This is a genomic window from Dyadobacter sp. 676 (genome assembly GCF_040448675.1).
In the GTDB taxonomy this organism is placed as follows: domain Bacteria; phylum Bacteroidota; class Bacteroidia; order Cytophagales; family Spirosomataceae; genus Dyadobacter.
Genome location: NZ_CP159289.1, coordinates 2,875,874 through 2,901,546, shown reverse-complemented (window position 1 = coordinate 2,901,546; position 25,673 = coordinate 2,875,874). Strand labels below are relative to the sequence as shown.

The following is a 25,673-nucleotide window of genomic DNA, read 5'->3' as shown; positions in this document are numbered from 1 at the left end:
TGCGGCTGGCTCCTATGTTATGCGGATATCAGAAGGGCAGATCGTCCGATTCGTCTTCGGTGAAGGTTGTTACCGGCGGCAGTGGCGCGCCACCGGCATTGTTGCCGTAGTTGCCTGCCCCGGCTTTCTCTACTTTCCATGCGCGTACTTCGGTGTACCAGCGTGAGTTGTACTCGCGGCTTTCAATGTCGATGGAAGCGGTGACAGAGTCGTTCACTTGCAGGTTGGCCTGGTCAATCTTGTCGCCCCATAGCGAAATACATACTTTTTTAGGGTATTGAGAGGGTATTTCAAGAATGAACTCCTGCTTGCGCCACATTCCGTTTTTTCCCTGGCCGGTAACTTCGGGCAGCAAGGAAATGACTGTTCCTGATACTTCCATTGATATGATGTTTTAGTGTCTGGTTCAAAAATGGTTCCAAAAATAAGGCTTTTGACCGTCGATTGCAAAGCTGAATGCTAATCGCTACCGATGGCCTGATCAAGGTCGGCTACAAGATCTTCTACATCTTCGACCCCGACGCTGAGCCTTATCAATGTGTCTTTCAAACCGATTTTCAGGCGTTCCTCACGAGGCATTCCGCCGTGCGACATGCTCGCCGGATGTGTGCAAAGCGATTCCACCCCTCCCAGCGATTCTCCTAAGGCAAATATGCGCAGATTTTCCATTGTACGAACCGTCTTTTCATAGCTATCGTCCTTCAATTCGAAAGAGACCACACCTCCGAAGCCCCGCATCTGCTTTCCGGCCAGTTCATGCCCGGGATGATGGGGCAGGCCGGGGTAGTAAACTTTCCCGACCTTGGAATGAGCGGAAAGCCACATGGCAATTTGTGCGGCGTTTTCGCAATGGCGCTGCATTCTCAGGTGCAGCGTTTTTAATCCTCTCAATACCAAAAAGCAATCCTGCGGGCCGGGAACTGCGCCGCTGGCGTTCTGAATGAATTTTAACCGGTTGGCAAGCTCGCCGTTGCTGGTGACCAGCGCGCCCATCACCGTGTCGGAATGGCCGCCGAGGTATTTGGTGACGGAGTGCATCACGATGTCGGCACCGAGGTCGAGCGGATTCTGGAGATACGGTGACGCGAACGTGTTATCGACGCAGGTAAGAACGTTCCGTTCTTTGCAGATGCCGGTGATGTGTTTGATATCAATGATTTTAAGCAACGGATTGGTGGGTGTTTCCAGCCAGACCAGCCGGGTTTTTGTGGTGATCAGCGCTGCCAGGCCGCCGATTTCATCGATATCCACAAATTTGAAAACCAGTCCAAGCGGTTCGAAAATACGCTTCATAAGGCGGTAGGTACCTCCGTAGATGTCGCTGGGTGCAATGATTTCGTCGCCGGGGAGAAAAAGTTTTAAAACGGCATCCGTCGCGGCGAGGCCGGAGGCATAGCAAATGCCGTATTTGCCGTTTTCCAGCGCGGCAAGGGCATTTTGCAAGGCGGTCCGGGTGGGATTGCTACTCCGGGCGTATTCGTAGCCTTTGTGCCTGCCAGGACTTTCCTGGACGTAGGTGGAAGTCTGGTAAATCGGCGTCATAATAGCGCCGGTACTTGGGTCCGGTTCGATTCCGGCGTGTATGGCTTTGGTCGCGAATTTCATTTTTAGTGGTTCTGATAATGCCACGAAGACACGAATCAGCACGAATGCCGTTAGTGTAATTCGTGCCTTCGTGGCATTAAAATATTAATGCAGAAAAGCAAGTTCACAAAAACCTTTTGTCAAAACAACTGGTTATTCAGTCAGAAATGTAAAGCTACCAGCCTTGGAAACGTCTACACCAAAAAGATTCTCATTTCCGGTCGTCGTAAGCCTGTTAATGACGATCGTACCGTTGGTGACGACGTCGGTCCTCACGGCCTGGGCTATCAATCATGAAAAAGTACTGCGGGAGCTGCCTATGGAATGGTGGCTGGGCGTAACGATCATTCTCACGCTGGCTTCTGCGGCCGCGCTCACGCCTCCCACGTTTCTGGCATTGGTTTACGGCTATTTTCTGGGCTGGGCTTCGCTTCCGATGCTTTTTGCGCTCAATGTCGGTGCGATTACCATCATCTACGTATCCGCCAACTTTCTTCATGCGGCATCCGTCCGCAGCTACCTCATACAGGTCTACCCCCAGGTAGGTACATTGTTAAGGAGGTTTTATAAAAACGAATTGCGGCTGATCTTTTTTGCGAAGTTGTCGCCTGTGCTGCCTTTTGCTATTACCAACCTCTTTTTTGCGATGGCCGGCGCGAGGTTCAAGCAGGTGCTTACCGGAGGAACGCTCGGCATGATTCCGAGGACCTTACTGGCGGTTTGGGCAGGCAAGGAAGCGCAGGATATCCGTTATCTGCTCGAACATCCGAATGAAGGCCTGGCCACCAAAATCGTACTGATTGCCCTGATCGTCATTTCGACGGCAGGGATCGGTTATTTTTTCAAAGACAAAAGTATGGTAGAATCATAAGCGCATTATTTACAAAACAATGCATTGCTTTGATAATATCGTACAATAAAAGGCTACGAAATGCTACAAAAGCATCAACTTCATCCTGTTTCTTTGTGGTAAAGTTATAATTACCCGGAAAGTAGAATGAAATCCTTACCTTTCATTGATCTCATCATCGTGATCGCCTACCTGGCGGGAATGGTTGCCGTAGGGATTTACTTTTCAAGAAAGAATACCAATGCCGACCAGTTCACCAAAGCCTCGGGCCGGATTCCCGGCTGGGCGATCGGCATCTCGATTTATGCGACATTCCTGAGCAGTAACACCTTTCTGGGCGTGCCGGGCAAGGCATTCGGCAGCAACTGGAGTTCGTTTGTTTTCAGCTTGTCGATGCCGTTCGCGGCCTGGGTGGCGACGAAATTTTTCATACCATTTTACAGGAGCACGGGCGAGGTTTCGGCCTACACGCACCTCGAACATCGTTTCGGTCCCTGGGCGCGCACGTATGCGGTGATCTGCTTCCTGCTTACGCAGCTGGCGCGCATGGGATCGATCTTTTTCGGCATCGCGTTGAGCTTGCAGGCACTGACAGGCTACCCGATGTCTACGATCATGGTCGTGGTGGGCATTTGCATTGTCTTGTACACCGTAATGGGCGGAATGGAAGCGGTAATCTGGACGGAGGTTGTGCAGGGGGTCATCAAGACAATCGGTGCATTGGTAATCCTCTATCTGGTCGTTTCGGGCGTGTCTGGCGGAATGCCGGGGATCATCGAGATTGGAAAGACTAACGATAAATTCAGCCTGGGCACGCTGGCCCCCGATTTTACAACCGCGTCCTTCTGGGTGATTTTCCTGTACGGGTTTTTTATGAACCTGAACAATTTCGGGATGGACCAGAACTATGTGCAGCGCTATCACACGACTGCATCGGCCAGGGAAGCGTCGGGTTCGGTATGGCTTTGCGTGTACCTGTATGTGCCTGTGTCGCTGATATTCTTTTTGTTGGGGACGTGCCTTTTTGCCTATTACCAGGAAAATCCGGAGTTGCTGCAAACCATAAAAATGCAGGTAGCGGCCGAAAAACTGCCGGGAGGAACTTCGGATGCGATTGCAAACCTGGCCGCTACGCTTACGCCGGCCGATTACGGGGATAAGGTAATGCCGCATTTTATGGTGACAAAAGTACCCGTCGGCCTGCTCGGCCTAATTATCGCTGCGATCATGTCGGCAGCCATGAGTACGATCAGCTCCGGCATGAACGCGTCGGCGACGGTCTTTTCGGTGGATATTTATCAAAAATATATCAAACCGGACCTGACCCCGCGCCAATCGCTGCGCCTGCTTTACATCGCTACAACGGTCTTTGGCTTGCTGGGAATGGTAACCGGCATTGCGATGATCGGGGTCAAGAGCGTGCTGGACGTGTGGTGGATGCTTTCGGGGATTTTTGCCGGAGGGATGCTCGGACTCTTCCTCCTCGGTATCATTTCCAGAAGTACTAAAAATACCGAGGCCCTCATGGCTACGATCATCGGAATCATGGTTATCGTCTGGATGACTTTTTCGACTCAATTGCCTGACAAGTACTCATTTTTACGTAACCCGCTTCACCAGAATATGATTATGGTAGTGGGGACCCTCACGATCTTTTTGGCCGGCGTGTTGCTGACGAGACTCAGACGCGGGGAACCGGTTGAAAAAGAGGCGCTTTTGCATAGTAAGTAAGCATTTGGGGCCGGTTTTATTGGACTATTTTCACATACGCATATAACACCAAACACGATGTCATCTGTAACGTCTTCCGTCGCGTCGTTGCCGCAAGGCTTCATTCCCGTTATGCTCACCCCCTTCCTCGATTCCGGCGAGGTGGATTATGAAGGATTAAAGGCATTAACGGACCTGTACCTCGAGGCAGGCGCTGCGGGATTGTTCGCCAATTGTCTTTCGAGCGAGATGTATGAATTGTCGGTTGAAGAACGACTCCATGTTACCCGGACGGTGGTAGAGCACACCGCGGGCCGGGTGCCCGTTGTAGCAACCGGGACCTTCGGCGGGCCAGTCCGGGAACAGGCGCAGTTCGTAAAACGTATATATGAGACCGGTGTGCAGGCCGTTATTGTAATTACCGGATTACTGGCCGAAGAGGATGAAAGTGACGATGTATTTATCCAACGGGCCAAAGAGCTTATCAGCCTTACCGGCGAAATACCCCTTGGCTTTTACGAATGCCCGGTTCCTTACAAGCGGTTGATCGACAGCAAGGTGCTTGCGGAACTCTTGCCTTCGAATCGTATCATTTATCATAAAGATACTTGCCTGGATCTGGACGAGGTTGTGCGCCGGATTAAAGTAGCGGAGGGGTACCGCTTCGGGCTGTACGATGCCTACATGGTAAACGCCGTGGCCTCTCTGCGTGCCGGCGCGGCGGGATTATCCTGCATTCAGGGAAATATCTATCCCGAACTGATTGTCTGGATTTGTGAAAATTACGACAATGCCGAACGCCGGGAAGCGGTGGAAATGGTCCGGAAGTTTTTTATCGACTCGATGGACATTGTGCATTCGGCCTACCCGACGGTCGCCAAATACTGCCTGCAAAAAAGAGGGTTCCCGATTTCGACCTACACACGAAGGGATGTAGGCGAGCTGACGGCCGATTTGCAGGCACGCGCCGACCTGCTACTGGAAGAAGTGGATCAGATCCAGGCGGAGCTGGGCATTCCAAGTGTATTCAGGAAGACTTTCGAGGCACCATTGAAATAATGGATTTAACCCTAACTTTTTAAGCTATGACTTTTCCTAACCAGCAAATTTTGGATCGGGTAACACAGGGCGACGAGGCTGCATTTACACAACTACGTTCGTATTTTCATATGCCGGCGTTCAAGTTCTGTTCGGTGCTTTTGAAGGACGACACGGAAGCCGAAAGCATTATCGATTCGGTTTTCGACAAAATCTGGAATGAACGCCTGGCTTTCAACACCGAAGGGAATTTCCAGTCATATCTGTTCAGTAATCTGAAAGACCAAATTTTTGGAAAAATGAAAAAGTACTCCGATCCCGCGGCCCGTAAACAATACCTCGACAGAATACAGTCTTTTCGTGCCGGCTAAGGGGTTCGATCATTGTGGGGTAATATTAGTATTACGCTATTTAATAGTATTTTTTTAGCATCCTGCCGATTGTACAGGATGGATTATTAAAAAATTTTCTTTTAAATTGAGCAGTGGCAGTCGATCTAAACCCTGCCGGATTGATTTAAAATGAAACCGCATTTTCATAAAGTCCCCATTCCGTCAAGGACTTCGTTCAGTATACGCCATGATAAAGATTCGGGCTTTGGTACGGTTTGGCATTACCACCCCGAGCTCGAACTGCATTACCTGGTAAAGGGGAAAGGAGTAAGGTTCATCGGGGACAATATCAGCAATTTTTCGGATGGCGAGCTGATCCTGCTTGGAGAAAATTTACCGCATACCTGGCGGGTGGAAGAAGGAGCCAGTAATACAGCGGTTGAGGTGATTATCATCCATTTTTTACCTAATTGCCTGGGAAGCGAACTGCTGTTGCTGCCCGAAGCCTATCAGATCCCGAAACTTTACGAGCGCGCGAAGAGAGGACTGTTGATTCGGGGCGAAGCGAAGGAAAAAGTTATCCGGCTGATGCACGCGGCGGTGGACGCCGAGAATCTCGACCGGCTGATCGCATTGCTTTCGATCCTGAAAATTCTTGCGGAAACAAGCGAGTACGACACGATTGCCTCGGCTCACGCATTTTATAAGTCCAATGACGCCGAAACACTACGGTTGAATAAGATTTATGCCTACACGCTGTCCAATTACCGCAACGATATCTCGCTACAAGACGTCGCGGCGATCGCGAATCTGGGGATAACGTCCTTTTGCAGGTATTTTAAACTGATGACCAAGAAAACGTACAACGATTTCCTGGTCGAGATCCGGATCAGTCAGGCCTGCCGGTTTCTGATTGAAGATAAAATGGCCACCGAGGTGATCTGTTTCGAGTGCGGTTTTAACAATGTATCCAACTTCTACCGGCATTTCAAGAAGGTTACCGATATGACGCCTTTGGAATACAAGCGGAAATACCTTTATAAAGCCGCACCCGAAATGGTCTGATCATTTGTTATGACGCCTCATCCACTCATCCATCGAATAACGTCCCGAGCCGATAATCGCGAACGTGATTACCAGAATGAGCGTGATCATCGAAAGCCAAAGTTCGGAGTTGAGATACGAAAACCCCGACCGGATATTGACAAAGAACACGGCTGTTAGCAAGATAGGGATCTGGATAATGGAGGCCATTCTGGTAAGGCATCCCATTGCGATCAGGAATCCGCCGAAAATGTGCGCGAAAGCTACATAATGAACGGCTGTGACGGTGTACAAATGAAAGTCGAGGCCGGTCACGAGATGAGACAACTTCGTAGTATCGCTGATGAAGCTGATACCTTTTGCAAACAAAAACACTCCCAAAGCAATACGAACTATATCCATCCATGCAGGATGGTGGGTATCGCCCCAATGCTCGATTCGATCCATCATGTTCATAACTTTCAAAGTTTTGGTTTCAAGAAAGTTACAGTATTGAATGGACTATGTCAAGAGAAAATGGCTTTTTTCCAAGCCGCATTAAAGGCGAAAATCAATGTTTTTCGATCAGGGAAGTATGTTTGGTATCCTTCATCCGGATGTAGACGATCAGTGAAATAAAAATGCAGACGGTCACATACCAGTAATACCACGTTTCGTGCCCCAGGTTTTTGGCCCACAACGCCAGGTACTCGGCCGTGCCCCCGAAAATCGCTACTGCAATGGAATAGGGGAGTCCCACGCCCAGCGCGCGCACCTCCACGGGAAACAGTTCGGCCTTTGCCACCGCATTGATGGAAGTATAGCCGCTTACAATGATCAATGCGGCCATCAGCAGCCCGAACGCCGGCCACATTTGGGTAGTATGGCTTAATGTCGTCAGCAGCGGATAGGTGAACAGCGTTCCCAGGACACCGAAGCCGATCAGCAGCGGGCGACGGCCAATGCGATCGCTGAGTGCGCCGAAAACGGGTTGCAATGCGGCAAAAATAAAGAGAGAGCAAAAAGTGAGTATGGTCGATTGGTATTTCGTAAGCCCTACCGTGTTCACTAGGAACTTCTGCATATAAGTAGTGTAGGTATAAAAAGCCAGCGTTCCGCCGGAGGTAAGGCCAACTACTATCAGAACTGCTTTGGGATGCTTCATCAGTTCTTTCAGCGAACCCCCTTTTTTGACTTTCAGGTCCTTCGATCGAAATGCTTCAGTTTCGTTCAGATGCGCGCGCAGGTACAATGCTACCAGCGACAGCATCGCCCCGATCACAAACGGAATGCGCCAGCCCCAGTCGTGCATTTGCTGGTCGGTGAGGAAGATGTTTTGTAAAATGAGTTGTAAACCCAATGCAATGAGCTGCCCGCCGATAAGCGTCACATACTGGAAACTGGAAAAGAACCCGCGTTTTTCCTCCGTCGCCACTTCACTGAGATAGGTAGCCGACGTGCCGTATTCGCCCCCGACGCTGAGCCCTTGCAGCAACCTGGCAATCAGCAGCAATAATGGCGCAGCGATGCCGATGCTGTTATAGCCGGGCAGAAACGCGATCAGCAGCGACCCTAGCGACATGAGGAGCACGGAAACCGTCATCGCTACTTTACGTCCGCGGTTATCAGCCAGTTTTCCAAAGACGAAACCGCCGATGGGCCGCATCAGGAAACCTACGGCAAAAATGCCCGCCGTATTGATCAGTTGGACCGTCGGGTTCGAATCGGGGAAGAAGGTATTGGCAAAATAGAGGGAGAAAGCCGAATAGGCGTACCAGTCGTACCACTCGACCAGGTTGCCCGCCGACCCGCCAATAATGGCTTTGAGGCGCCAGCCGGTATCGTCTTTGTGTAAAGTTTGCTCCATAAACCGGGATTAGGTTTTCCCAATTTACTTAAATAAAGTGCAAATCCATGCGGCTGCGTGCTCTACCAGGCGCGTGTGGCCGCTTTTTAGTTCAATGTATTGATTTTTGGGAAGCAGCTCCGCCAGCTTCTTTACTGCTTTTGGTTTCAGCAAACTATCATAAACCCCCGCAAAAAGATAGATATTCACGCCATTCGCATTCGCCGACTTCACCAATGCAGGAATATCGAACCGCAAATCCCGGAATGCGACCCATGAGCGGTAAATGGTCTGTCTTTTTTCGGGTGTATTTAAAACCTGCTGCGTAAACCTTACCAGGCTTTTACTCGCCAGTTTCAACGTCCGCGCAATGCGAACGCCGGGAAAAAACACACCGGGATGTCGCATCAGCCACCCATAAATCCATCGCGCAGGCGGAATGCGTGTCGCGAGCGAGTACATTGGATGTTCGGACACGCCATCGGGCGCGATCAGGAATGCATGGTCGATATTTTCAGCAAATGCTTCCAGCGTAGCCAACGCAAAGCGACCACCGATGCTGAAACCGGTAATGTCGAAGCGGGAAATGTTGTTTTGATTGAGGAAATGTGCAATGCTGTTTTTCCAATCGGTTTTTGAAATGACTTCAAATGCGGCATCACTATGTTGCCCGTGAAAGGGAAGGTCGAATGCGTAAATGGTATAATGTGGGTAGAGGGATTTAAGTGCCGGCGCAAAACACGAGGTACCGTCCTGCCCTATTCCGTGGAATGCGAGGAGAATGCGCGGGCCGGAGCCGAGTTTAGTGTATGGGATTTTAGAAGACAAATTTTACCAGTGGGTTACGATATCGTAAGAAGGGAAGTTCGGGTCTCGGGTTAGCACTTCCAAATCCTCTTCGATACATTGGGCAATGATAAGCCGGTCAAATGGGTCTTTGTGAAAAAACTCGAGAGTGCTTACCCGGAGAGTATGGGAGAGTTTGATGGGCAAAATTGCTATTTGGGTCTGAGACAAGTCAAAAAGAAAGTCTTCGAGCGATTTGGCAAGTACTAGTTTTCCCAAACTCACCTTAATCGCAATTTCCCAGATCGAGGCAATGCTCACGCATTTTAGGCTGTCCGTTTCCTCAATTATGCTTTTGGCTTTCTTCGATAATACGTCGTTGCCTTGTAAAAACCAGATTAAAGTGTGTGTATCAAGAATGTATTTCATTACATATATTCTTTAAAGTCGTCTAGCGGCTCATCAAAATCGTCAGACACCATGATGAATGTGTCTTTCATCATTCCAAACTTTAATGGCTTTTTAGACAAATCCGCTTCTGCATGTTTTTGAAGAAGGAAATCGATATAACTATCTAACTCTTCTTTCAGGTTTTCTGGCAATTCAGAAACCTTTTTCAATAGTTCAACATCGCTCATAATCAAATGCTTTTATGAGTAAGTTACGACAAAACAAAAAAGACCTCCAAACGCCCTGCTCATTAAAACAGCCCGTTTGGGAGGTCCTTCGTATTTACGCTTCCATCAAATAGGCTTTGATAAACCCGTTGATATCACCGTTGAGCACCGCTTCGGTATTCGAAGTCTGGTAATCGGTGCGGTGGTCTTTGACGCGGCGGTCGTCGAGGACGTAGCTGCGGATTTGCGAACCCCATTCGATCTTGCGTTTTGAAGCCTCCACTTCGGCGCGGGCCGAATTGCGTTTTTCAAGCTCGATCTGGTAAAGGCGCGATTTCAGCAAGCGGATCGCCACCTCTTTGTTCATCAACTGCGAACGTTCCTGCTGACAGGCGATGATGATGCCCGAAGGCTTGTGGTGCAAACGTACCGCGGTTTCCACCTTGTTGACGTTCTGCCCTCCGGCGCCGCCCGAGCGGTAAGTATCCCAGGTAATGTCCGCCGGGTTCACTTCGATCTCGATGTTGTCGTCCGCAAGCGGGTACACATACACGGAGGTAAACGAAGTATGCCGACGTGCATTCGAATCGAATGGCGAAATGCGGACAAGGCGGTGCACGCCGTTCTCCGATTTCAGGTTACCGTAGGCATATTCGCCGTCGATTTCGAGGGTCACGGATTTCACCCCGGCCACATCGCCCTCCTGCAAATCCACCTGCCGGACCTTGTAACCATTCTTCTCCGCCCACATGATGTACATCCGCATGAGCATCGAGGCCCAGTCCTGCGACTCGGTACCACCCGCTCCCGCGTTGATCTCGATCACGGCCGGCAGTTCATCGCCTTCCTCGCCCATCATTTTCCTGAACTCGATTTCGTCCAGCTTGTCGGCGAGCTTTTTGCCTTCTTCGTCCACTTCCTCTTCGGTGGCTTCGTCGGCTTCATAAAATTCCCAGATCGTGTCCAGGTCGTCGCGCAGGCGCGCGAGTTCCTCGTATCCGTTGGTCCAGAATTTCAGTCCGCGGATTTCTTTCATGATTTTCTCCGCACGGGCCGAATCATTCCAGAACTCCGGTTGGGCCGTTTGTTTTTCGAGGTCGTCTAGCTGTTGTTTCCGGTTAGCGTAGTCAAAGATACCTCCCCAAAGCCTCTACACGGGCTTTCAAGTCTTTCAATTGGTCTTGTGTCATTGAAATTTTTGAATTTAAGTTAATAATAAACGCTTCGCTGTCAGGTTTTGTCAAGAGTGGTCATGAGTAGTCATGAATTGTCAGGTATAGTCATTTTATTGTGACTGGTCCTTATCTTGAATCACCGCGAGCCGTTACCTATTGTTTTGATGTAGTTGTTAAGCTTAACTGATAACAACTCGCAAAGGTGGTTCAATTCTGTGAATTTTTCCCAAGAAATCAAATTCCTGTTCAATGCTTTGGTAAGCCAGGTTACTGTTTCTTTTAAAGAACCTCGTGAATAATAGCAAAAGTTCAGATTCTCCTTATAGTGATAACGGCCATATCCTTCGGCGATATTTGCGGCGATGGAGTCCGCAGAGCGGATCAGTTGTTTTCCAAAAGCATCTTTCACAAAATAGCTCCAATCATCGACAATTCGCCATATTTCGTCGCCAATCAGCATTGCGAGCTGGTACACTTGTAACTCTTCTAATCTCATCGAACAGGTCAGGAAGGTTCGATATGGATACGCCAGAATCTCCATTTGGTAACAACTTGTAGAATAGCCCTATCAATTCCACAACAAATGACTTCCTGACTACACTTGACTATTTCCTGACCACGCCTGACCACATCTGACCAGACCCGACTAATTCCTGACCAATTTCTAACGATAATTATTACCTTTGCGTCAAAATTTTGTCAACCCATTTCGTACAATAAAAATACCGGAAAATGGCTCAAACATATGATGTGATTGTAATTGGTAGCGGCCCCGGGGGTTATCCCGCAGCCATTCGTGCTTCCCAATTAGGACTTAAAGTTGCTATTGTTGAAAAAGAAAGTTTAGGAGGTATTTGCCTTAACTGGGGTTGTATCCCAACGAAAGCATTGCTGAAAAGCGCTCAGGTTTTCGAGTACATCAAGCATGCGAAAGATTACGGTATCAATGTAAGCGACTCTTCGGCTGATTTCGGTGCGGTGATCAAACGCAGCCGCGGCGTTGCCGACACGATGAGCAAAGGGGTGTCGTTCCTGATGAAAAAGAACAAGATCGACGTCATCATGGGTACCGGTAAAGTGAAAGGTCAGAAAACGGTTGAGGTAACGGATAAGGATGGCAAGAAGACCGATTACAGCGCCTCGAAGGGGGTAATCATCGCAACCGGCGCACGCGCACGCGAGCTGCCGAACATCAAGCTCGACGGGCAGAAAATCATCGAATACCGCAAGGCGATGAGCCTCGAAAAACAACCTGCTTCCATGCTGGTAATTGGCTCGGGTGCAATCGGAATGGAGTTTGCTTATGTCTATAACTCAATGGGAACCAAGGTTACCGTGGTTGAATTCCTCCCTAATCTGGTTCCGGTTGAAGATGAAGAGATTTCAAAAGAAATCGCGAAGCAATACAAGAAGATCGGTATAGAGACTTTGGTGAATTCGTCGGTGGAAAAAGTGGATACCAGCGGCAAAGGCTGCAAAGTGTATGTGAAAACACCGGAGGGCGAGAAAGTTTTCGAAGTAGACGTGGTGCTTTCTGCGGCAGGTATCGTTGCGAATATCGAAAACATCGGCCTGGAAGAAACCGGTATCAAAACCGACAAGGGCAAAATCGTGGTGAATGAATGGTACGAAACCAGCGTTCCCGGTTTCTACGCGATCGGTGACTGTACACCCGGCCAGGCATTGGCGCACGTGGCCACAGCCGAGGGTATTATTTGTGCCGAGAAAATCGCAGGTCATAAAACCGAAGCGCTGAATTACGGCAACATTCCGGGATGTACGTACTGCCAGCCTGAGATCGCATCAGTCGGCTTGACCGAGAAAAAGGCGAAAGAAGCTGGCTACGATATCAAAGTGGGTAAATTCCCATTCAAAGCATCTGGTAAGGCGGTAGGTGCCGGCGTTACCGATGGTTTCGTGAAAGTGATTTTCGACGCTAAATACGGCGAGTTCCTCGGTGCCCACATGATCGGCGCCAATGTAACGGAAATGATCGCAGAGGTAGTAGTAGCCCGTAAACTGGAAACTACATCCCACGAAATTCTCCGTTCAATCCACCCGCACCCAACGATGTCGGAAGCACTGAAAGGCGCTACGGAGGCGGCTTATGGTGAGGCGATTGATTTGTAAAAATAAAACTTCGGCTGTCGGCTTTCGGCCGTCGGCATATTGATAATGGCAATGCCCGGGAGTTTTTCCGGGCATTGTTTATTTTTACGTACACAACTGCTCAACTTCCTATGGCTGTCAACGCAATAACCGGGCAATATTCGGAAAATCTTAATGCACTTATTCGTTTAAATGGTGTTGCAGACAAGCTGTTTCGTTCGAATCCGAGAAACAAAAACAAGCATTCGATGGATATTAGCAGTGACGACGTTTTGGAACTCTTAAAGAGCTTAAATCAACACCAGGTCAGATATCTTTTGGTCGGTGGAATGGCAGGAGTAGTTCACGGGCACATCCGGACGACGCTCGATATGGATATTTGGGTAGGAAATACCCATGAAAATACAGAGGCGTTCGTGCGTGCATTGATTGAAAACGATGTGGTAGGAGCTGAGCTCCTTACAACAATGCCGCTTATTTTCGGCTGGACATCTGTCAGGTTCGGTAAATCGGGTTTCGAGTTGGACTTGGGCCATTCATTGAAAGCATTCTCGGAAAGCGACTTTGACGCCTGCTTTGACAGGGCACTGGTCGCTGATTACCAAGGGGTGCCCTTCCGGGTGCTGCATTTACGCGATTTAATTAAAGAAAAGAAAGCGACCGCAAGACATAAAGATCTCGGTGATGTCGAGGAGCTGCAACGTATTTGGGAAGAATTGAACAACGACAAACATTAGCCAGCGGTTCCCTGTTTGTCAAAGATGTGTGAGAGCCGACTGCCGAAAGCCGAAGTTTATTTCACCTTCTGTCGCCGCTGCATTGCCTCGCGCCAGGTCGTCAGCACTATTCCTTCCTTCTCAATGTATTTCCGCAGTTCCGGATCGATCATGGCCAGGAAATCGCCTTCGCGGGTGGGCCAGGAGTCGGAAATGTGAGGGAATACCTCCGTATGGATGGTGCAATGCATGATCACCATCGTCAGGCCGGGCTTCAGCTTGCTGATGGCCTGGATGTACTTGTCGGTTTTGTATTTCTGCAATGCTTTTTCGGATTTGTCGCCGTTTTCGGGACCTTTCCAGCCGTAGCTGCTGTTTTCAAGGTCATCGAGCACAGGTAATCCCGCTGCCCAAAGTTGCTTGCCGACTTTCTGAGTCATTTCAAATTGCTTGTCGATCATCTTCTCCTCGCCGCGAATAGCGGTATTATGCCCGCCGGGGAACATGACCGGGATTTTTTCCTGCATTCCCACTTTCAGGTACCTTTCCAGAAACTCGGGCGTCGCGAAGAGCGTGCCCATATGCGAGTCGAGGTGTGTAGGCTCGAAGCCCATCGCACGTGCGCGTTCCAGCTGCGCGCGGATCTCGGTTTCCACCTCGTCCGGCGACGCGTTTTTGACGACGTCAGCCACGCTCCGCCACAATGCGCCCTCGGTGTCGGTAAGACCTTTGACCTGGTTTTTCCCTGCAAGCGGGCCCCAGCGGTAATCCTTCCATTCGGAGGTCATCGTTAAATGCAGCCCGGCGTCGATATCCTTGTTTTCTTTCCAGTAATGCACAAAACCCGGCACCCAGCCGCAGGGCATCATCACGCTCAGCGAATTGGCAACCCCTTCACGAATGGCCTTGATCGCGCCTTGGTTGGATTCGTAGGACATTCCCACGTCGTCGACGTGGATAATGAGTACTTTTTTGCCCTTGGGATAGCCGAGTTTTTCGGCATAGGTGGGCTCGGTGGTTTGGGCAAATGAATGGAGGCAAGGCAGGATGGCTAGCAGGAATAGTAGTTTTTTCATAACAAACCTGTTACTGGATGAAGCTGGACGTCTCTGGATATACATACCAAATGTGCTTTCGGGCTATTCGTCTGGCAGATGAAATCTACTTATAAAACAAAACACCGCTGCCATAATAATAGCTATTGCTGGATGAAAGCGATCGGAACACCATTTTGTAGTTTCCATGAGTGAAAACGAGCGAATCCTGCGGCACGTCCGATGCATGGCTTCCGAATGCCGTCTGTAATGCCTTCACCCGGTCTGCGACATTCCAGGCGGTGATTTTCTTTTTGTCGCGAAGCAATGTCCATGTCTTTCCGTGATGCTCAATTTTAATTTCCACGTGACCATCGCCGATCCGCCTGTCCTCGATGGCGTCGACAAACAGGGCATGCTCAAACCCGGTAAGGGATATACCTGCGTTTTTGGCAAACTGGGACGAAAAACTGGTGTAGTTTTCCGGATTATTCTGTTTTTCGGAAATTACAAACTTGTCCAAAGTAGTCTCCATCGACGAGTAATACCGGTAATCACTTTTGTCTTTTTCCTTAAACCCGGTAAAATAGGGCTCCAAACCGGATAGATTCCTGGTCCTGAAAAAATTGACAATGGAAATCAGCTGCTCCCGGTCTTCTTTCCGGACGGTCCTTCGTTGAGCGATCTGATTCCTGGAATCCAATATCTCGTTTTTTGTCAGAATCTCCCGAAACTGCTTCAACTGACTATTCCTGGAAACGGCAAATATATTCCAGGGCCCTATCGGCAACAGAAAGCATAAAATGGAAAGCGTAATGGGGATCCACCGGATATCGTCGCGCTTGCCGGACAAAAAGTAAATGGTGACCCCGGCCAGCCAGAAAGCGAGCACGGCCACGATGTACCGGTTTTCTGTAACGCCATAATCGCCGATGCGCCTGAATATACCTGTAAAAAGCAGTACGATCAGCGGCAACAGTGCCAGATAATATCTCCGGCTGAAAATGCCGACCCAGCGTTCCTTCGCACTATTACGAAGTGGGTAAAGGAGAAGCAAGGCCAGGATCCCCGCCACCGAGAATGCGAGTACCAGGTAAGCCACACGGCCCTGCGGGAGTTGCCATTGGACAACGATCTTTCCCGTATAAACGTAAAGGATGATCAGGTAAACAACTTCGAGTGGGAGGAGCACATATTGGGTGAATATTTTCAGGCCGTTCGGGTAATCCGATGGCATATCGGCAGGTCTTGGAATTTTGCTAAGGAAAAAGACGGTGTGGAAGAACGCAAATACCACAATGAACAGGTCCATTTCTATCAGGAAGGAATATTCGATTCCGAAAAGGTATTTGACTGTTTGCACGGCGATCAGCAATCCGATGTACAGGGTTCCCGAATAAAGCGTCGCGTTCAGAAATTGGAGGAACAAGGTTTTATTGAATTGCCAAAAACCCTCCGTATCGTCGGTTCCGATAGATGGTGCATAGGAAACAAGCAAATGGGCGCCCGCCAGGAAAATGAAGAAGCGATACGTTTCGCTTAGGTTTGGTTCGGAATCCATCAGGAAATAATACACCGAAAGCATCAGTATCATCAGGGTAACCAACCTCGTGCTGATGAAGGGTTTCCATTGCTGCCGTTCTCCCGAAAGCCGGATAGCCAATGCCAGCGGTAATGCCAGTGTCGCGATGAATGCCAACCGCGTCAGTTCATTACGGACAGGATGGTTGTTATAAGGTATCTCTGTAACCCAGATAAGGGTTATCGTTTTGAGCAGGGCGATCAGCGTAACCCATTTGTAGCGGAGAATAGTCTCCGTAAAACTGTCGCTCAATGTCTTCAGGGATGGAAATCGGATCATGGTAGATTATACTATTTGAATAGTAAATGTAAATCAACAAACTTTTCCCGGAAACCTCGAACACCTGAATCACACAATAGCCCCCGGCTTTCCGCGTTATTTGCCAACATTTTAACGCATCCCCTAACTTTCTGCATGGCTAACCCGCGCATCCTGTTAACCTGTCTGCTTCTCGGCCTGGTCATTCCGGCAGAAGCTCAGCATTTTTCCCTAAGCCGCCTCTTTTACCCGAATTTGACGCTTAAAGCGGATTATTACGTGCCTTCGGGCCTCGACGGGACGCGCGATTATGGCCTTTCAAGAACAAGCTTTTTCGGGATAATACCTTTGCAAAGCGAGGTACAGCTAGGTTATAGCCTTCGAAAAAAATTCGATTTAAGAGCCGTCCATACCGTTGCTTTGGCACAATACACACAATTACAACCTACTTTCGATGGTAAGAATGATCCAGCTAACGGTTATAAAACATTATCCTTGGGCATTCTCCGTTTGCAGGCCAGCATCAAGGACCGGCTTTGGGTATACGGGGGCGGATTGGGCATGACGGAGAGCAATGAGACGTTTTTCAGCCCCCAGCCGTTCTTCTGGGGCGGCGCGGCACGCATGCACATTCTCGGGCTTCGTACGCAGTTCATGTATGGTTCCGTGCTGGCCTATAACCAGAAGCTGCGTTTCATTCCGGTTTTCGGGGTCAATAAAGGTTTGGGTAAACACTGGCGCGTTTCGGCATTGCTGCCGTTTATGGTGAATGCCAATTACAGGGCTACCAAATGGTTCAATGTCGATTTGCTGGCCGGGCTGAACGGGTATAGCGGTGGATTCCAGGTGCAGACGCCGGAGGAAAAAGCATTGCGGCGCGAAAATTACCGGCAGATCAAAACCGGCGTTGCGGCCAATGCGCATTTGTTTTCGGTGTTGAACGTGTCGGTCGAGGCGGGTGTGACCACATTCCGGCAATTGCGTACATTCAACAGCGCGCGGGAAAACCTGACCTCGTACACGCCCGCGACCACGCCTTACATAGGTGCGAGCGTGCGCTACATTACCAGCCGGTCGAGGCTGTCGGCGAAGTTTATGCGCAGGATGAGCCTTGGCGAAGGCGGTATTAACTGGTGATTTTGTGGTCGGAATATTTGTAAATTAGCCCGAAACAGGACTTCATCACTTAAATATTAGCAATATGAGGACTTATGGGCTTATTTTACTTGTGTTTCTGATCGGATTCGCCGCTTGTAAAAGCGGCAGAGCTACACAAACCACGCAAACGGCCACGTCCGGAAAAACCACATTGGAAGGCGAATGGGAGCTGAATTATATCATGTTACCGGGAAGCTCCTTCGAAGAGGCTTACAAGGAGAAGAAACCATTCATCAAATTTGACGTCGCGGAGCGGAAGTTCAGCGGTAACACCAGTTGCAATTCGTTTGCCGGAAAACTAAAAACCGACGGACAGAAGATCGATTTCACGGAGCCGTTCATGATGACGAAAATGTTTTGTCCCGGCGAGGGAGAAAACAAATTTGTCGAAACCCTCAAAAAAGTAACGAGCTATTCGATCACGGATGGAAATACGCTGAACTTCATTTCCGGGGATATCGGCGTCATGCGCTTCACCCGGAAATGAGTTAGATAAGCTTCTTGGCCTCCGATTTCAGCAGGTTTTTATCGATAGGCACTACACCGACCATCTCGCAAACCAGCCCGCCACCCAGGTTTGAAATGGCGGCTACGCTTTTGGGAGGAAGCCCCAACGCCACGCAGCAGGCCGCAATGCTGATAACGGTATCACCGGCGCCGGAAACATCGGCGATCTGGCGGATGTGTGCTGGGAGCTTGTGGGTTTCTTCTTTGAAATCGATAAAAACACCTCTTTCCGAAAGGGTAATCAACGCGCCTTTCGCTTGGAGCGTGTCCTTCAAATGCCGGACGGTGGCTTTCAGTTCGTCGAGGTTATCCACATTGAAATCAACTTTCAAGCCTTCCCGGAGCTCTTTCAGGTTGGGTTTGAAAAGCGTGGTGTGGTTATAGGCCAGGAAATTACGCTTTTTGGGATCCACAACCGTCGGGACGTTGCTGGCATTGGCGAATGCGGTGATTTCGGCAATGGATTCAGGAGTGAGTACGCCCTTGTCGTAATCTTCAAAAATAATCACATGGCAGGAGGGTATCAGTTCCTTGGCTTTCGCGATCAGCTTTTCGGTTTCTGTTTTGGAAACAGGTCTATCCGTTTCGGTATCGATGCGCACAACCTGCTGGGAGCCGGCGATAATGCGCTCTTTGATAGTGGTAATGCGGTCGTCGCTGCGGATCAGGCCCTCGCAGTTCAATCCTTTATCTTTCAGGCTGTTTTCGAGCAGGTCACCAGGGCCGTCGGTACCGATTACTGAGCAAATGATAGCTTCCGCACCCAATGATTGTACATTCAGCAGCACGTTGCCGGCGCCGCCGAGCCGGTATTCTCTTTCCTGAACATTAACCACGGGCACCGGTGCCTCCGGCGATATTCTTTCAACTTTTCCCCAAACATAGGAATCGAGCATTACGTCGCCGATTACCAGTACACGAAGGGTATCAAATGCTTCAAAAACCTGATCGATTGTCATGTAGTTATATGCTAAATGGCCGCCAAATCTGCTATAAAAAATCAGACCCTGGCCACGAAATGCAGGCTGGTCACCTGAAATCTTTTATTGAGATAGAGCCGGTGGGCGTCGGTGCGGGCCGGGTTTACACCGGAATCGAGATGTATTTCGTTGAATCCTTCCTTCCGGGCATATTCCGCGATCCAGTCGAGCAGCATTCCTGCGTAACCCTTCCCACGCTGTGCCGGTAAAGTCGAAAGATCGTCGACGTAGATATATTTTCCACGAAAAAGATTGTAACCGGTTTCAAAAACGGCCACTGCGGCGGCATCGGGGCTGCTGTCTTCGATGAATATAATTTGCCGGTTATCGGCGAGGGTTCGCTTCACGGCCTCGAAATAGAGGTCGTCGGTAAGCAATGGCCGCAGCGCCTGGATGGCGCCGCGGCATTTGAGGATATCGTCGTCGTTTTGGATGGTTTTGATCGTCATAGTCCTTTGTTATGTCCTACGATGGTCAGATTGTTCAGGTTATGGCCCATTTTGTCGCGCTTGGTGAGCAGGTATTTCTCGTTGTAAGGGTTGGCCGGTATTTCGATCCCTACTGAATCCACGATTTCCAGACCATACCCGATCAGCCCCGCGCGTTTCTTCGGGTTATTGGTAATGAGCTTGATTTTGGTCAGTTCCAGATCACGCAGGATTTGCGCTCCGACACCATAATCGCGGTCGTCCATCGGGAATCCCAGTTCCAGATTGGCTTCCACAGTATCGCGGCCCATTTCCTGCAACTTATAGGCCCTTAGTTTATTCAAAAGACCGATTCCGCGACCTTCCTGATTCATATAAACGATCACGCCCTTGCCCGCCTGATCCACCATTTCCATAGCGGCGTGCAGTTGCGGGCCGCAGTCACAGCGGCAGGAACCGAAAATATCGCCCGTAACGCACGACGAGTGTACGCGCACGAGCACGGGTTCGTCTTTTTCCCAGGTACCTTTCACCAATGCAAGGTGCAGGTCGCCGGTGTTGATCTGCCGGTAGGCAATCAGGTCGAAATGGCCCCATTTGGTAGGCATATCCACCCCGATCTCCCGCTTGATCAGCGATTCTTTGCGGAGCCGGTATTCGATCAGGTCTTTAATGCTGACGAGTTTCAGGTTGAACCGGTTGGCAATCTCGCGCAACTGGGGAAGGCGTGCCATCGAGCCGTCCTCATTCAAAATTTCAACCAGCACGCCTGCCGGCGATAAGCCTGCCAGGCGCGGAAAGTCGATCGCAGCCTCGGTATGGCCTGTGCGGCGAAGCACACCGCCTCTTTTGGCTTTCAACGGGAAAATATGCCCCGGACGGCCCAGATCTTCGGGCCTGGTATCTTTGCTGACCAGCGCCTGGATGGTTTTGGCACGGTCGCTCGCAGAAATGCCGGTAGTACAGCCATGTCCGAGCAAATCGACGGAAACCGTGAATGCAGTTTCATGCAGGGCCGTGTTGTTACCCACCATCATTTCCAGTTCCAGCTCAGCGCAACGTTCTTCGGTAATCGGCACGCAAATGAGCCCGCGGCCTTCCCTTGCCATAAAATTGACTATTTCCGGCGTTACCAGTTCGGCAGCGCAGATAAAATCACCTTCATTTTCACGGTCCTCATCATCTACGACGATGATAAGCTCCCCTCTTTTGATCGCTTCGATGGCTTCCTCGATAGAGTCCAGTGCAATCGGGTTGATATTGTTACTCATTAATCGGGTTAATGAAAAAATAGTTTTAAACCAAAACTCGTTTTTACCCTGTAAAGGTACGTTGATAATGTCGAAAGTTCTATTTTTGAACGTCCGTTACAAATTGAACAAAGGATTTGCACGATCCGTTTCAACGGGAAGCAACCATCAGACACACTCGCCGAACCTACATTACTCATCGATGAAACATAAGCTACTGATCACATTTTTGCTGGGCTTTTTTTCGCTTTTTCAACGCGAAGTTTCGGGTCAGGGCACCAATGCGAGGACGGACGCTACACAAAGCTTTTGCGGAACCACGGGCGGGTTCAACGTGATACCTGCCGCGGGATGTGCTCCATTAACGGTAAATGTTAAAAACCTCGTTCCCAGGCCGGAGAGCCTTACTTATGCCTTTCGTTTCGACCGCAGCCAGAACACTCCGCCCAATACCAGCGAGACGACCCAGGATTCCACTTTTACCTATCAGACACCCGGCACATACACGATCCTTCAATATGGCAGCGCCAATGGCACAGGTTTCAGCCAATGCAAGGATGTAACAGTAAAGGAGACCCGCGGCCCCAGGGCGGAAATTATCGCATGCACCAACGGCAAGGTTCGGCTGACCATCGTGAGCGACGACATTTCCAAAGCGTATGACGCGATAGAGATCAACTGGGGCGACGGCGCGAAGGAGACGGTGAACATTAAGACTACCAGCACCGCCTATTTTGACCACACCTACGCAGGCGCCCGCCCGGCCATTACCTTGAAAGGAACGTACACGGATGGCCAGTGCGCTACCAATACAAATGTGACAACCATTACGGCGAACACACCGCCGCCGTCGCTTGCAAGTATCAGGATAAGGAGCGTGGAATTGCCGGCGGACGGCAATGCGAAAGTGATTTATGAGGGAATGGAAGGAGTAGAAACGAAGCTGTATATCGCCAAGGGTAACGATGACTTCATATTTACGAACCAAAGCGGAAAAACCGGCGGCCCGCAGTCGGCCTCAGTACCTTTGCTCGATCCCAAACTGGTGTACCGCTTTCAGCTCTGGTCGACCGATATCTGCGGCAATATCGTTAAAAGCCCGATCGTAAGCAGTATAGCGATCAAGCAAGGGGGCTTGTCGCTGGATGAAATTATTGCGTTGGAATGGGAAAACGAGCCTAATACCGACCGCCTGATGGGATACCAGCTGAAACGGAATGGAGCTGTTATTTTCAATACGACCGACAAGCGTTCCTACGAAGACACCGATGTAAAATGCGGTAATACCTACCAATACGAAGTGGTTGCCATTATCGAAAACGATGTCCGTTCGTACTCGGCACCCATTAGTCTCGAACCCAAAACTTCCGCGCCCGGCGACATTACGAATGCGACTGTGACGGTGAAGGACGAAAACACGATCGGGACCAAAGTGGAACTGTCGGGCGAAGGGCTTACAAGCAGCTATAACCTGGTCGTCGAACGCGCATTACTCGGTAGCGGAAATTATGAAGTGGTTTCGCCGGCGAACAACCAAAGCCTGCAATGGGACGACGCGAATGTGAATACGTCACAGCATTCCTACTGCTATCGTTTCCAGTACGAGAACGCCTGTAAAATGAAATCGCCCAATTTCAGTACGCCTGTGTGCTCTATATTGCTCACAACAAATTCGCCCGATATCGTCTGGAATCCCGACGCGCCGTTTATCAGCACGATCGAATCCTACAATTTGCAGCAGGTCGACGCAAGCGGAAACGTAATCGACGTCATATTGAAAGGCCTTTCCACCAGCCATACGCTCGACCTGGCGTCGCAATCGGATTTCTCCTACCGGGTTGAAGCGAAATCTTCCGACGGCAACTTTACAAGTTTATCCAATTTATTGAATTTTAGGAGTGAAGCCATCATTCTGGTCCCCGACGCATTTACGCCCAACGGTGACGCATACAATGAACGCTTCGAGGTGAAAGCTTACTTTATCAAAACTTTCAGCATGTCGATTTTCAGTCGCTGGGGCGAGGTTATCTTCCATTCCGACAATATCGCCGAAGGATGGGATGGAAACGTAAAAACGGGAAAAGCGTCGGGTGGGTATTACCTGTACAAGATCGAAGCTACCGATGCTTCCGGACAAGCGGTTGTCAGGAATGGGAGCTTTTTGTTGATAAGATAGGATATTTCCAATACCGCTTCTTGCAGGATAATACTTTTTTAATAATCCCGTTTAATAGGTACGCATTATTGCCACCCCTAAATAGCTTATTTTTGCTATCGCATTTTTTGAATTCGTTATGATTCCCCAAACTTGTTGTTTTATCTATCGTCTTTGAAAAAGGATCAGGGTTAAAATATTGCCACACTTATGAGAATAACGCTACTTTCCTTCTCTTTTTTCTTCATTTTATTTTCTGCGGTTACCGGTTACGGTCAGGGAAAATGTAGTATCGGGGGTGGGGGCTTCACTATCAACACCACCGAAGGCTGTGCTCCTTTGTATGTCGAATGGAAAAGCACAGTCCCGAATGTTACTTACGTAGGCTACGATTTGAACTACCTGGGCGGCGAGCCCGGACTATTGTCGAGAACCAGCTATACTTACCCGGTTGCAGCGACGGGGATACTTTTACAATATGGTGTAAAGAGGAACGGAGAGGAATTTTCGCATTGCGAGCGGATCAGAATCTACGAATCGAGACCTGTTACTGCACAATATTCCTCCTGTGGCGGCGGTAAAGTTATCATGATCCTCACCGACGACGCCATATTAAAAGCTTACGACGAGATCGAGATAAAATGGGGCGATGGAGAAGTCATAAAGTGGCAAAAGGGCAATCCCCTTAGGTTCGAACATAACTATGCAAGCGTGGCGACCAGTCCTACCGTTTCAATCACTGGCCTGTATGCCGGAGGTAAGGCCTGTGCCAAAGGGATTACCAATAACCTGGCCATCAAATTCGAACGCCCGCAGCTCAATGAAATCCAGATGAGCGCGGTCGAAATGCGGAGCGACGGCACGATCCGGCTGACTTACAAGGGTATAGCCGGGATTCCAACCAACATTCAGTACAGTACGGACGGTAACACATATGTAACTTCCGGAAAGCGTTCCACCGGCGGCACCCAGCCGTACGATATCAAAGGAATGAACACGGGGCAGATCTATAAGCTGCGGCTTTCTTCCGAAGACCTGTGTGCGGGCAGTACCGAAACGCAGCCTATCAGCACAATGACGTTGTCCGCCAGCACTGCCAACGGTACGAACACGCTGAAATGGAACCAGTATGCCGATGCTTCCCAGTTTGATGGATATGATTTGCTTCGTGACGGGACCGTTATCAAAAGCTTCACAGGGATAGGCGAGACAACTTATACGGATCAGGACGTAGAGTGCGGTACTTTTGCCGAATATCAGGTAGTAGCCAGGTTGAAAACGGCAACTTCCACCTCCGCCGCCGTCGGGATCAAGGTTGAAACAGGTTCGGCCAGGCCGCTGAATGGCGGTTCTGTTTCCGTATTGGATGCGAGTAGCGTCGTAATCAAGGCCGATGTTCCCGGAGCGGGGGCCCAATACATCCTACGAGCTGTCAGTCGAACGCGCGGAAGCAGGCAGTACATTATTCAAAAAAATCATCACGCTTTACAACCAAAGTGAATACATTGACAATGACGCCAAAACCAGCGAGGTTTCGTATTGCTACCGAATGAGTTACGAAAACTCATGCGGGCAGAAAGTGCCTGTATCGGAGCCGATTTGTACGATACTTTTAAATAAAAATCTGACAACCCTTAACTGGACGGGCGAAGCGCCTATTCTAGGGGGATTCGACGGCTACACGGTACTGCAAACCGGATCGAGCGGAAGTTCGGAGGAAATTCCGGTACAAAAGAACACGAGCTACACGGTGAAACTCAATTCGCAGAGCGATTTGGAATACAACTTCCAAATCAAGGCTGCTTCTCAAAACGGAGATTTCGAGAGCTTGTCCAATATTATCAATTACCGGAGAAACGCGGGCGTGTTCGTGCCGGATGCATTTACGCCGAATGGCGACGGATATAATGATATACTTGAGGCGAAATCCACTCAGCTGCAATCGTTTAGTTTCTCCGTCATGAACCGTTGGGGCGTAGTGGTGTTCCATTCGGATGACATTGCCAAAGGCTGGGACGGCACGGTGGACGGGACGAATGCGCCGGTGGGCTACTATTACTACAAGATGACTTTCGTCGACGACATCGATCAAACTGTTGAAAAAAGCGGTACTTTTATGCTTTTACGGTGAGGAACTATTTCCGTAAAATAAGTTTTTTCAAGTTTTAAACTTAATAAGTACAGCTATGTTTGGAAATATGGCGGACATGATGGGCCTCATGGGTAAAATGAAGGACCTTCAGTCGCGTATGAAAGAGGCACAGGAGCAGCTCGTTAATATCACCGAAACCGCCGAATCGGGTGGGGGAATGGTGAAGGCGACAGTTAATGGACAGAAGACGTTGATCAGCCTGGACGTGGACCGCGATCTGGTGAATCCCGACGACAAGGAAATGTTGCAAGACCTGATCGTGGCGGCTGTCAATAAGGCGTTTGACAATATCGAACCCAAAATCAAACAACATCTGCAAAAGGCAACGGATGGAGTGCTTCCCAACATTCCAGGGCTGGATTTGGGCGGCTTCATGAAATAAC

At 49.6% G+C, this 25,673-nt stretch carries 27 protein-coding genes; 13 read left to right on the top strand and 14 right to left on the bottom strand.

Translation table 11 applies throughout. The features are described from left to right. Positions 1–28 precede the first annotated feature (28 nt). Positions 29–382 (bottom strand): DUF3127 domain-containing protein, encoded by a 354-nt coding sequence (locus ABV298_RS13015; RefSeq protein WP_353722522.1) that lies wholly within the window; start codon positions 380–382, stop codon positions 29–31. Positions 383–459: 77 nt separating this feature from the next. Further along, positions 460–1,605 (bottom strand): PLP-dependent aspartate aminotransferase family protein, encoded by a 1,146-nt coding sequence (locus ABV298_RS13010; RefSeq protein ID WP_353722521.1) that lies wholly within the window; start codon positions 1,603–1,605, stop codon positions 460–462. Positions 1,606–1,768: 163 nt separating this feature from the next. On the opposite strand from ABV298_RS13010, the gene ABV298_RS13005 reads away from it, so the two are divergent. From ABV298_RS13005 to ABV298_RS12985, 5 genes are all read left to right on the top strand, one after another. After that, positions 1,769–2,455, top strand: coding sequence for a VTT domain-containing protein (locus ABV298_RS13005; RefSeq protein WP_353722520.1), 687 nt, complete (start codon positions 1,769–1,771; stop codon positions 2,453–2,455). A 126-nt stretch (positions 2,456–2,581) separates the two neighbouring features. Then, the gene (locus ABV298_RS13000; protein WP_353722519.1) at positions 2,582–4,165 is read left to right on the top strand and encodes a sodium:solute symporter; all 1,584 of its coding nucleotides are present in this window, start codon (positions 2,582–2,584) and stop codon (positions 4,163–4,165) included. A gap of 57 nt (positions 4,166–4,222) precedes the next feature. Further along, positions 4,223–5,203, top strand: coding sequence for a dihydrodipicolinate synthase family protein (locus ABV298_RS12995; RefSeq protein WP_353722518.1), 981 nt, complete (start codon positions 4,223–4,225; stop codon positions 5,201–5,203). 50 nt (positions 5,204–5,253) lie between these two features. Further along, complete coding sequence (locus ABV298_RS12990) at positions 5,254–5,553, top strand: RNA polymerase subunit sigma-24 (protein ID WP_353722517.1); 300 nt, start codon at positions 5,254–5,256, stop codon at positions 5,551–5,553. Between the two features lie 150 nt (positions 5,554–5,703). Next, positions 5,704–6,579, top strand: a complete 876-nt coding sequence (locus ABV298_RS12985; RefSeq protein WP_353722516.1) for an AraC family transcriptional regulator — start codon at positions 5,704–5,706, stop codon at positions 6,577–6,579. On the opposite strand, the gene ABV298_RS12980 is transcribed toward ABV298_RS12985, so the two are convergent. The 7 genes from ABV298_RS12980 to ABV298_RS12950 form a co-directional block, all read right to left on the bottom strand. Then, the gene (locus ABV298_RS12980) at positions 6,580–7,014 is read right to left on the bottom strand and encodes a DoxX family protein (RefSeq protein WP_353722515.1); all 435 of its coding nucleotides are present in this window, start codon (positions 7,012–7,014) and stop codon (positions 6,580–6,582) included. A gap of 94 nt (positions 7,015–7,108) precedes the next feature. Beyond that, positions 7,109–8,404 (bottom strand): MFS transporter, encoded by a 1,296-nt coding sequence (locus ABV298_RS12975; protein WP_353722514.1) that lies wholly within the window; start codon positions 8,402–8,404, stop codon positions 7,109–7,111. Between the two features lie 24 nt (positions 8,405–8,428). After that, positions 8,429–9,211, bottom strand: a complete 783-nt coding sequence (locus ABV298_RS12970) for an alpha/beta hydrolase (protein WP_353722513.1) — start codon at positions 9,209–9,211, stop codon at positions 8,429–8,431. A 3-nt stretch (positions 9,212–9,214) separates the two neighbouring features. Beyond that, complete coding sequence (locus ABV298_RS12965) at positions 9,215–9,598, bottom strand: type II toxin-antitoxin system VapC family toxin (RefSeq protein ID WP_353722512.1); 384 nt, start codon at positions 9,596–9,598, stop codon at positions 9,215–9,217. After that, positions 9,598–9,807: a DUF2281 domain-containing protein gene (locus ABV298_RS12960; RefSeq protein ID WP_353722511.1), complete on the bottom strand. Its 210-nt coding sequence runs from the start codon at positions 9,805–9,807 to the stop codon at positions 9,598–9,600. The genes ABV298_RS12965 and ABV298_RS12960 overlap by 1 nt, the downstream gene beginning before the upstream one ends. Positions 9,808–9,901: 94 nt before the next feature. After that, positions 9,902–10,976, bottom strand: a protein-coding gene (prfB, locus tag ABV298_RS12955; RefSeq protein ID WP_353722510.1) for a peptide chain release factor 2 whose coding sequence is annotated in 2 segments (ribosomal slippage) — positions 9,902–10,915 and positions 10,917–10,976 — 1,074 coding nt in all. Because the reading frame shifts where the segments join, the coding sequence is not laid out codon by codon here. A 121-nt stretch (positions 10,977–11,097) separates the two neighbouring features. Continuing rightward, positions 11,098–11,502, bottom strand: a complete 405-nt coding sequence (locus ABV298_RS12950) for a four helix bundle protein (protein WP_353722509.1) — start codon at positions 11,500–11,502, stop codon at positions 11,098–11,100. Between the two features lie 191 nt (positions 11,503–11,693). On the opposite strand from ABV298_RS12950, the gene lpdA reads away from it, so the two are divergent. Both lpdA and ABV298_RS12940 read left to right on the top strand, forming a co-directional pair. Continuing rightward, positions 11,694–13,091, top strand: coding sequence for a dihydrolipoyl dehydrogenase (lpdA, locus tag ABV298_RS12945; protein ID WP_353722508.1), 1,398 nt, complete (start codon positions 11,694–11,696; stop codon positions 13,089–13,091). Between the two features lie 110 nt (positions 13,092–13,201). After that, positions 13,202–13,807 (top strand): hypothetical protein, encoded by a 606-nt coding sequence (locus ABV298_RS12940; protein ID WP_353722507.1) that lies wholly within the window; start codon positions 13,202–13,204, stop codon positions 13,805–13,807. 56 nt (positions 13,808–13,863) lie between these two features. Here ABV298_RS12940 and ABV298_RS12935 read toward each other — a convergent pair whose 3' ends face one another. Further along, complete coding sequence (locus tag ABV298_RS12935; RefSeq protein WP_353722506.1) at positions 13,864–14,862, bottom strand: polysaccharide deacetylase family protein; 999 nt, start codon at positions 14,860–14,862, stop codon at positions 13,864–13,866. Positions 14,863–14,947: 85 nt separating this feature from the next. Beyond that, a complete protein-coding gene (locus ABV298_RS12930) occupies positions 14,948–16,681 on the bottom strand; it encodes a DUF4153 domain-containing protein (protein WP_353722505.1) in 1,734 nt (577 codons plus the stop codon). 135 nt (positions 16,682–16,816) lie between these two features. Between ABV298_RS12930 and ABV298_RS12925 the strand changes: the two genes are divergently transcribed. Further along, positions 16,817–17,797, top strand: a complete 981-nt coding sequence (locus ABV298_RS12925) for a hypothetical protein (protein WP_353722504.1) — start codon at positions 16,817–16,819, stop codon at positions 17,795–17,797. A 64-nt stretch (positions 17,798–17,861) separates the two neighbouring features. Then, positions 17,862–18,305 carry an META domain-containing protein gene (locus tag ABV298_RS12920; RefSeq protein ID WP_353722503.1) on the top strand — a complete coding sequence of 148 codons (444 nt, stop codon included), beginning with the start codon at positions 17,862–17,864 and terminating at the stop codon, positions 18,303–18,305. A 1-nt stretch (position 18,306) separates the two neighbouring features. Here the strand turns inward: ABV298_RS12920 and ABV298_RS12915 are convergent, their stop codons facing one another. From ABV298_RS12915 to ABV298_RS12905, 3 genes are read right to left on the bottom strand one after another with little or no spacing between them, the layout of a single operon-like run. Beyond that, entirely contained in the window at positions 18,307–19,284 is a 978-nt protein-coding gene (locus ABV298_RS12915) for a bifunctional ADP-heptose synthase (protein WP_353722502.1), read from the bottom strand. A gap of 41 nt (positions 19,285–19,325) precedes the next feature. Further along, positions 19,326–19,754, bottom strand: coding sequence for a GNAT family N-acetyltransferase (locus tag ABV298_RS12910; RefSeq protein ID WP_353722501.1), 429 nt, complete (start codon positions 19,752–19,754; stop codon positions 19,326–19,328). After that, positions 19,751–20,992: a bifunctional 3,4-dihydroxy-2-butanone-4-phosphate synthase/GTP cyclohydrolase II gene (locus tag ABV298_RS12905; RefSeq protein ID WP_353723180.1), complete on the bottom strand. Its 1,242-nt coding sequence runs from the start codon at positions 20,990–20,992 to the stop codon at positions 19,751–19,753. Before ABV298_RS12905 ends, ABV298_RS12910 begins: the two co-directional genes overlap by 4 nt. 193 nt (positions 20,993–21,185) lie before the next feature. Here ABV298_RS12905 and ABV298_RS12900 point away from each other — a divergent pair, with 193 nt between their 5' ends. The 4 genes from ABV298_RS12900 to ABV298_RS12885 all read left to right on the top strand — a co-directional run bounded on the left by ABV298_RS12900 (position 21,186) and on the right by ABV298_RS12885 (position 25,672). Further along, positions 21,186–23,159, top strand: coding sequence for a gliding motility-associated C-terminal domain-containing protein (locus ABV298_RS12900; RefSeq protein WP_353722500.1), 1,974 nt, complete (start codon positions 21,186–21,188; stop codon positions 23,157–23,159). Positions 23,160–23,348: 189 nt separating this feature from the next. Next, positions 23,349–24,638, top strand: coding sequence for a hypothetical protein (locus ABV298_RS12895; RefSeq protein WP_353722499.1), 1,290 nt, complete (start codon positions 23,349–23,351; stop codon positions 24,636–24,638). Between the two features lie 49 nt (positions 24,639–24,687). After that, the gene (locus tag ABV298_RS12890) at positions 24,688–25,269 is read left to right on the top strand and encodes a gliding motility-associated C-terminal domain-containing protein (protein WP_353722498.1); all 582 of its coding nucleotides are present in this window, start codon (positions 24,688–24,690) and stop codon (positions 25,267–25,269) included. A 55-nt stretch (positions 25,270–25,324) separates the two neighbouring features. After that, positions 25,325–25,672: a YbaB/EbfC family nucleoid-associated protein gene (locus ABV298_RS12885; protein ID WP_353722497.1), complete on the top strand. Its 348-nt coding sequence runs from the start codon at positions 25,325–25,327 to the stop codon at positions 25,670–25,672. Position 25,673 lies beyond the last annotated feature (1 nt).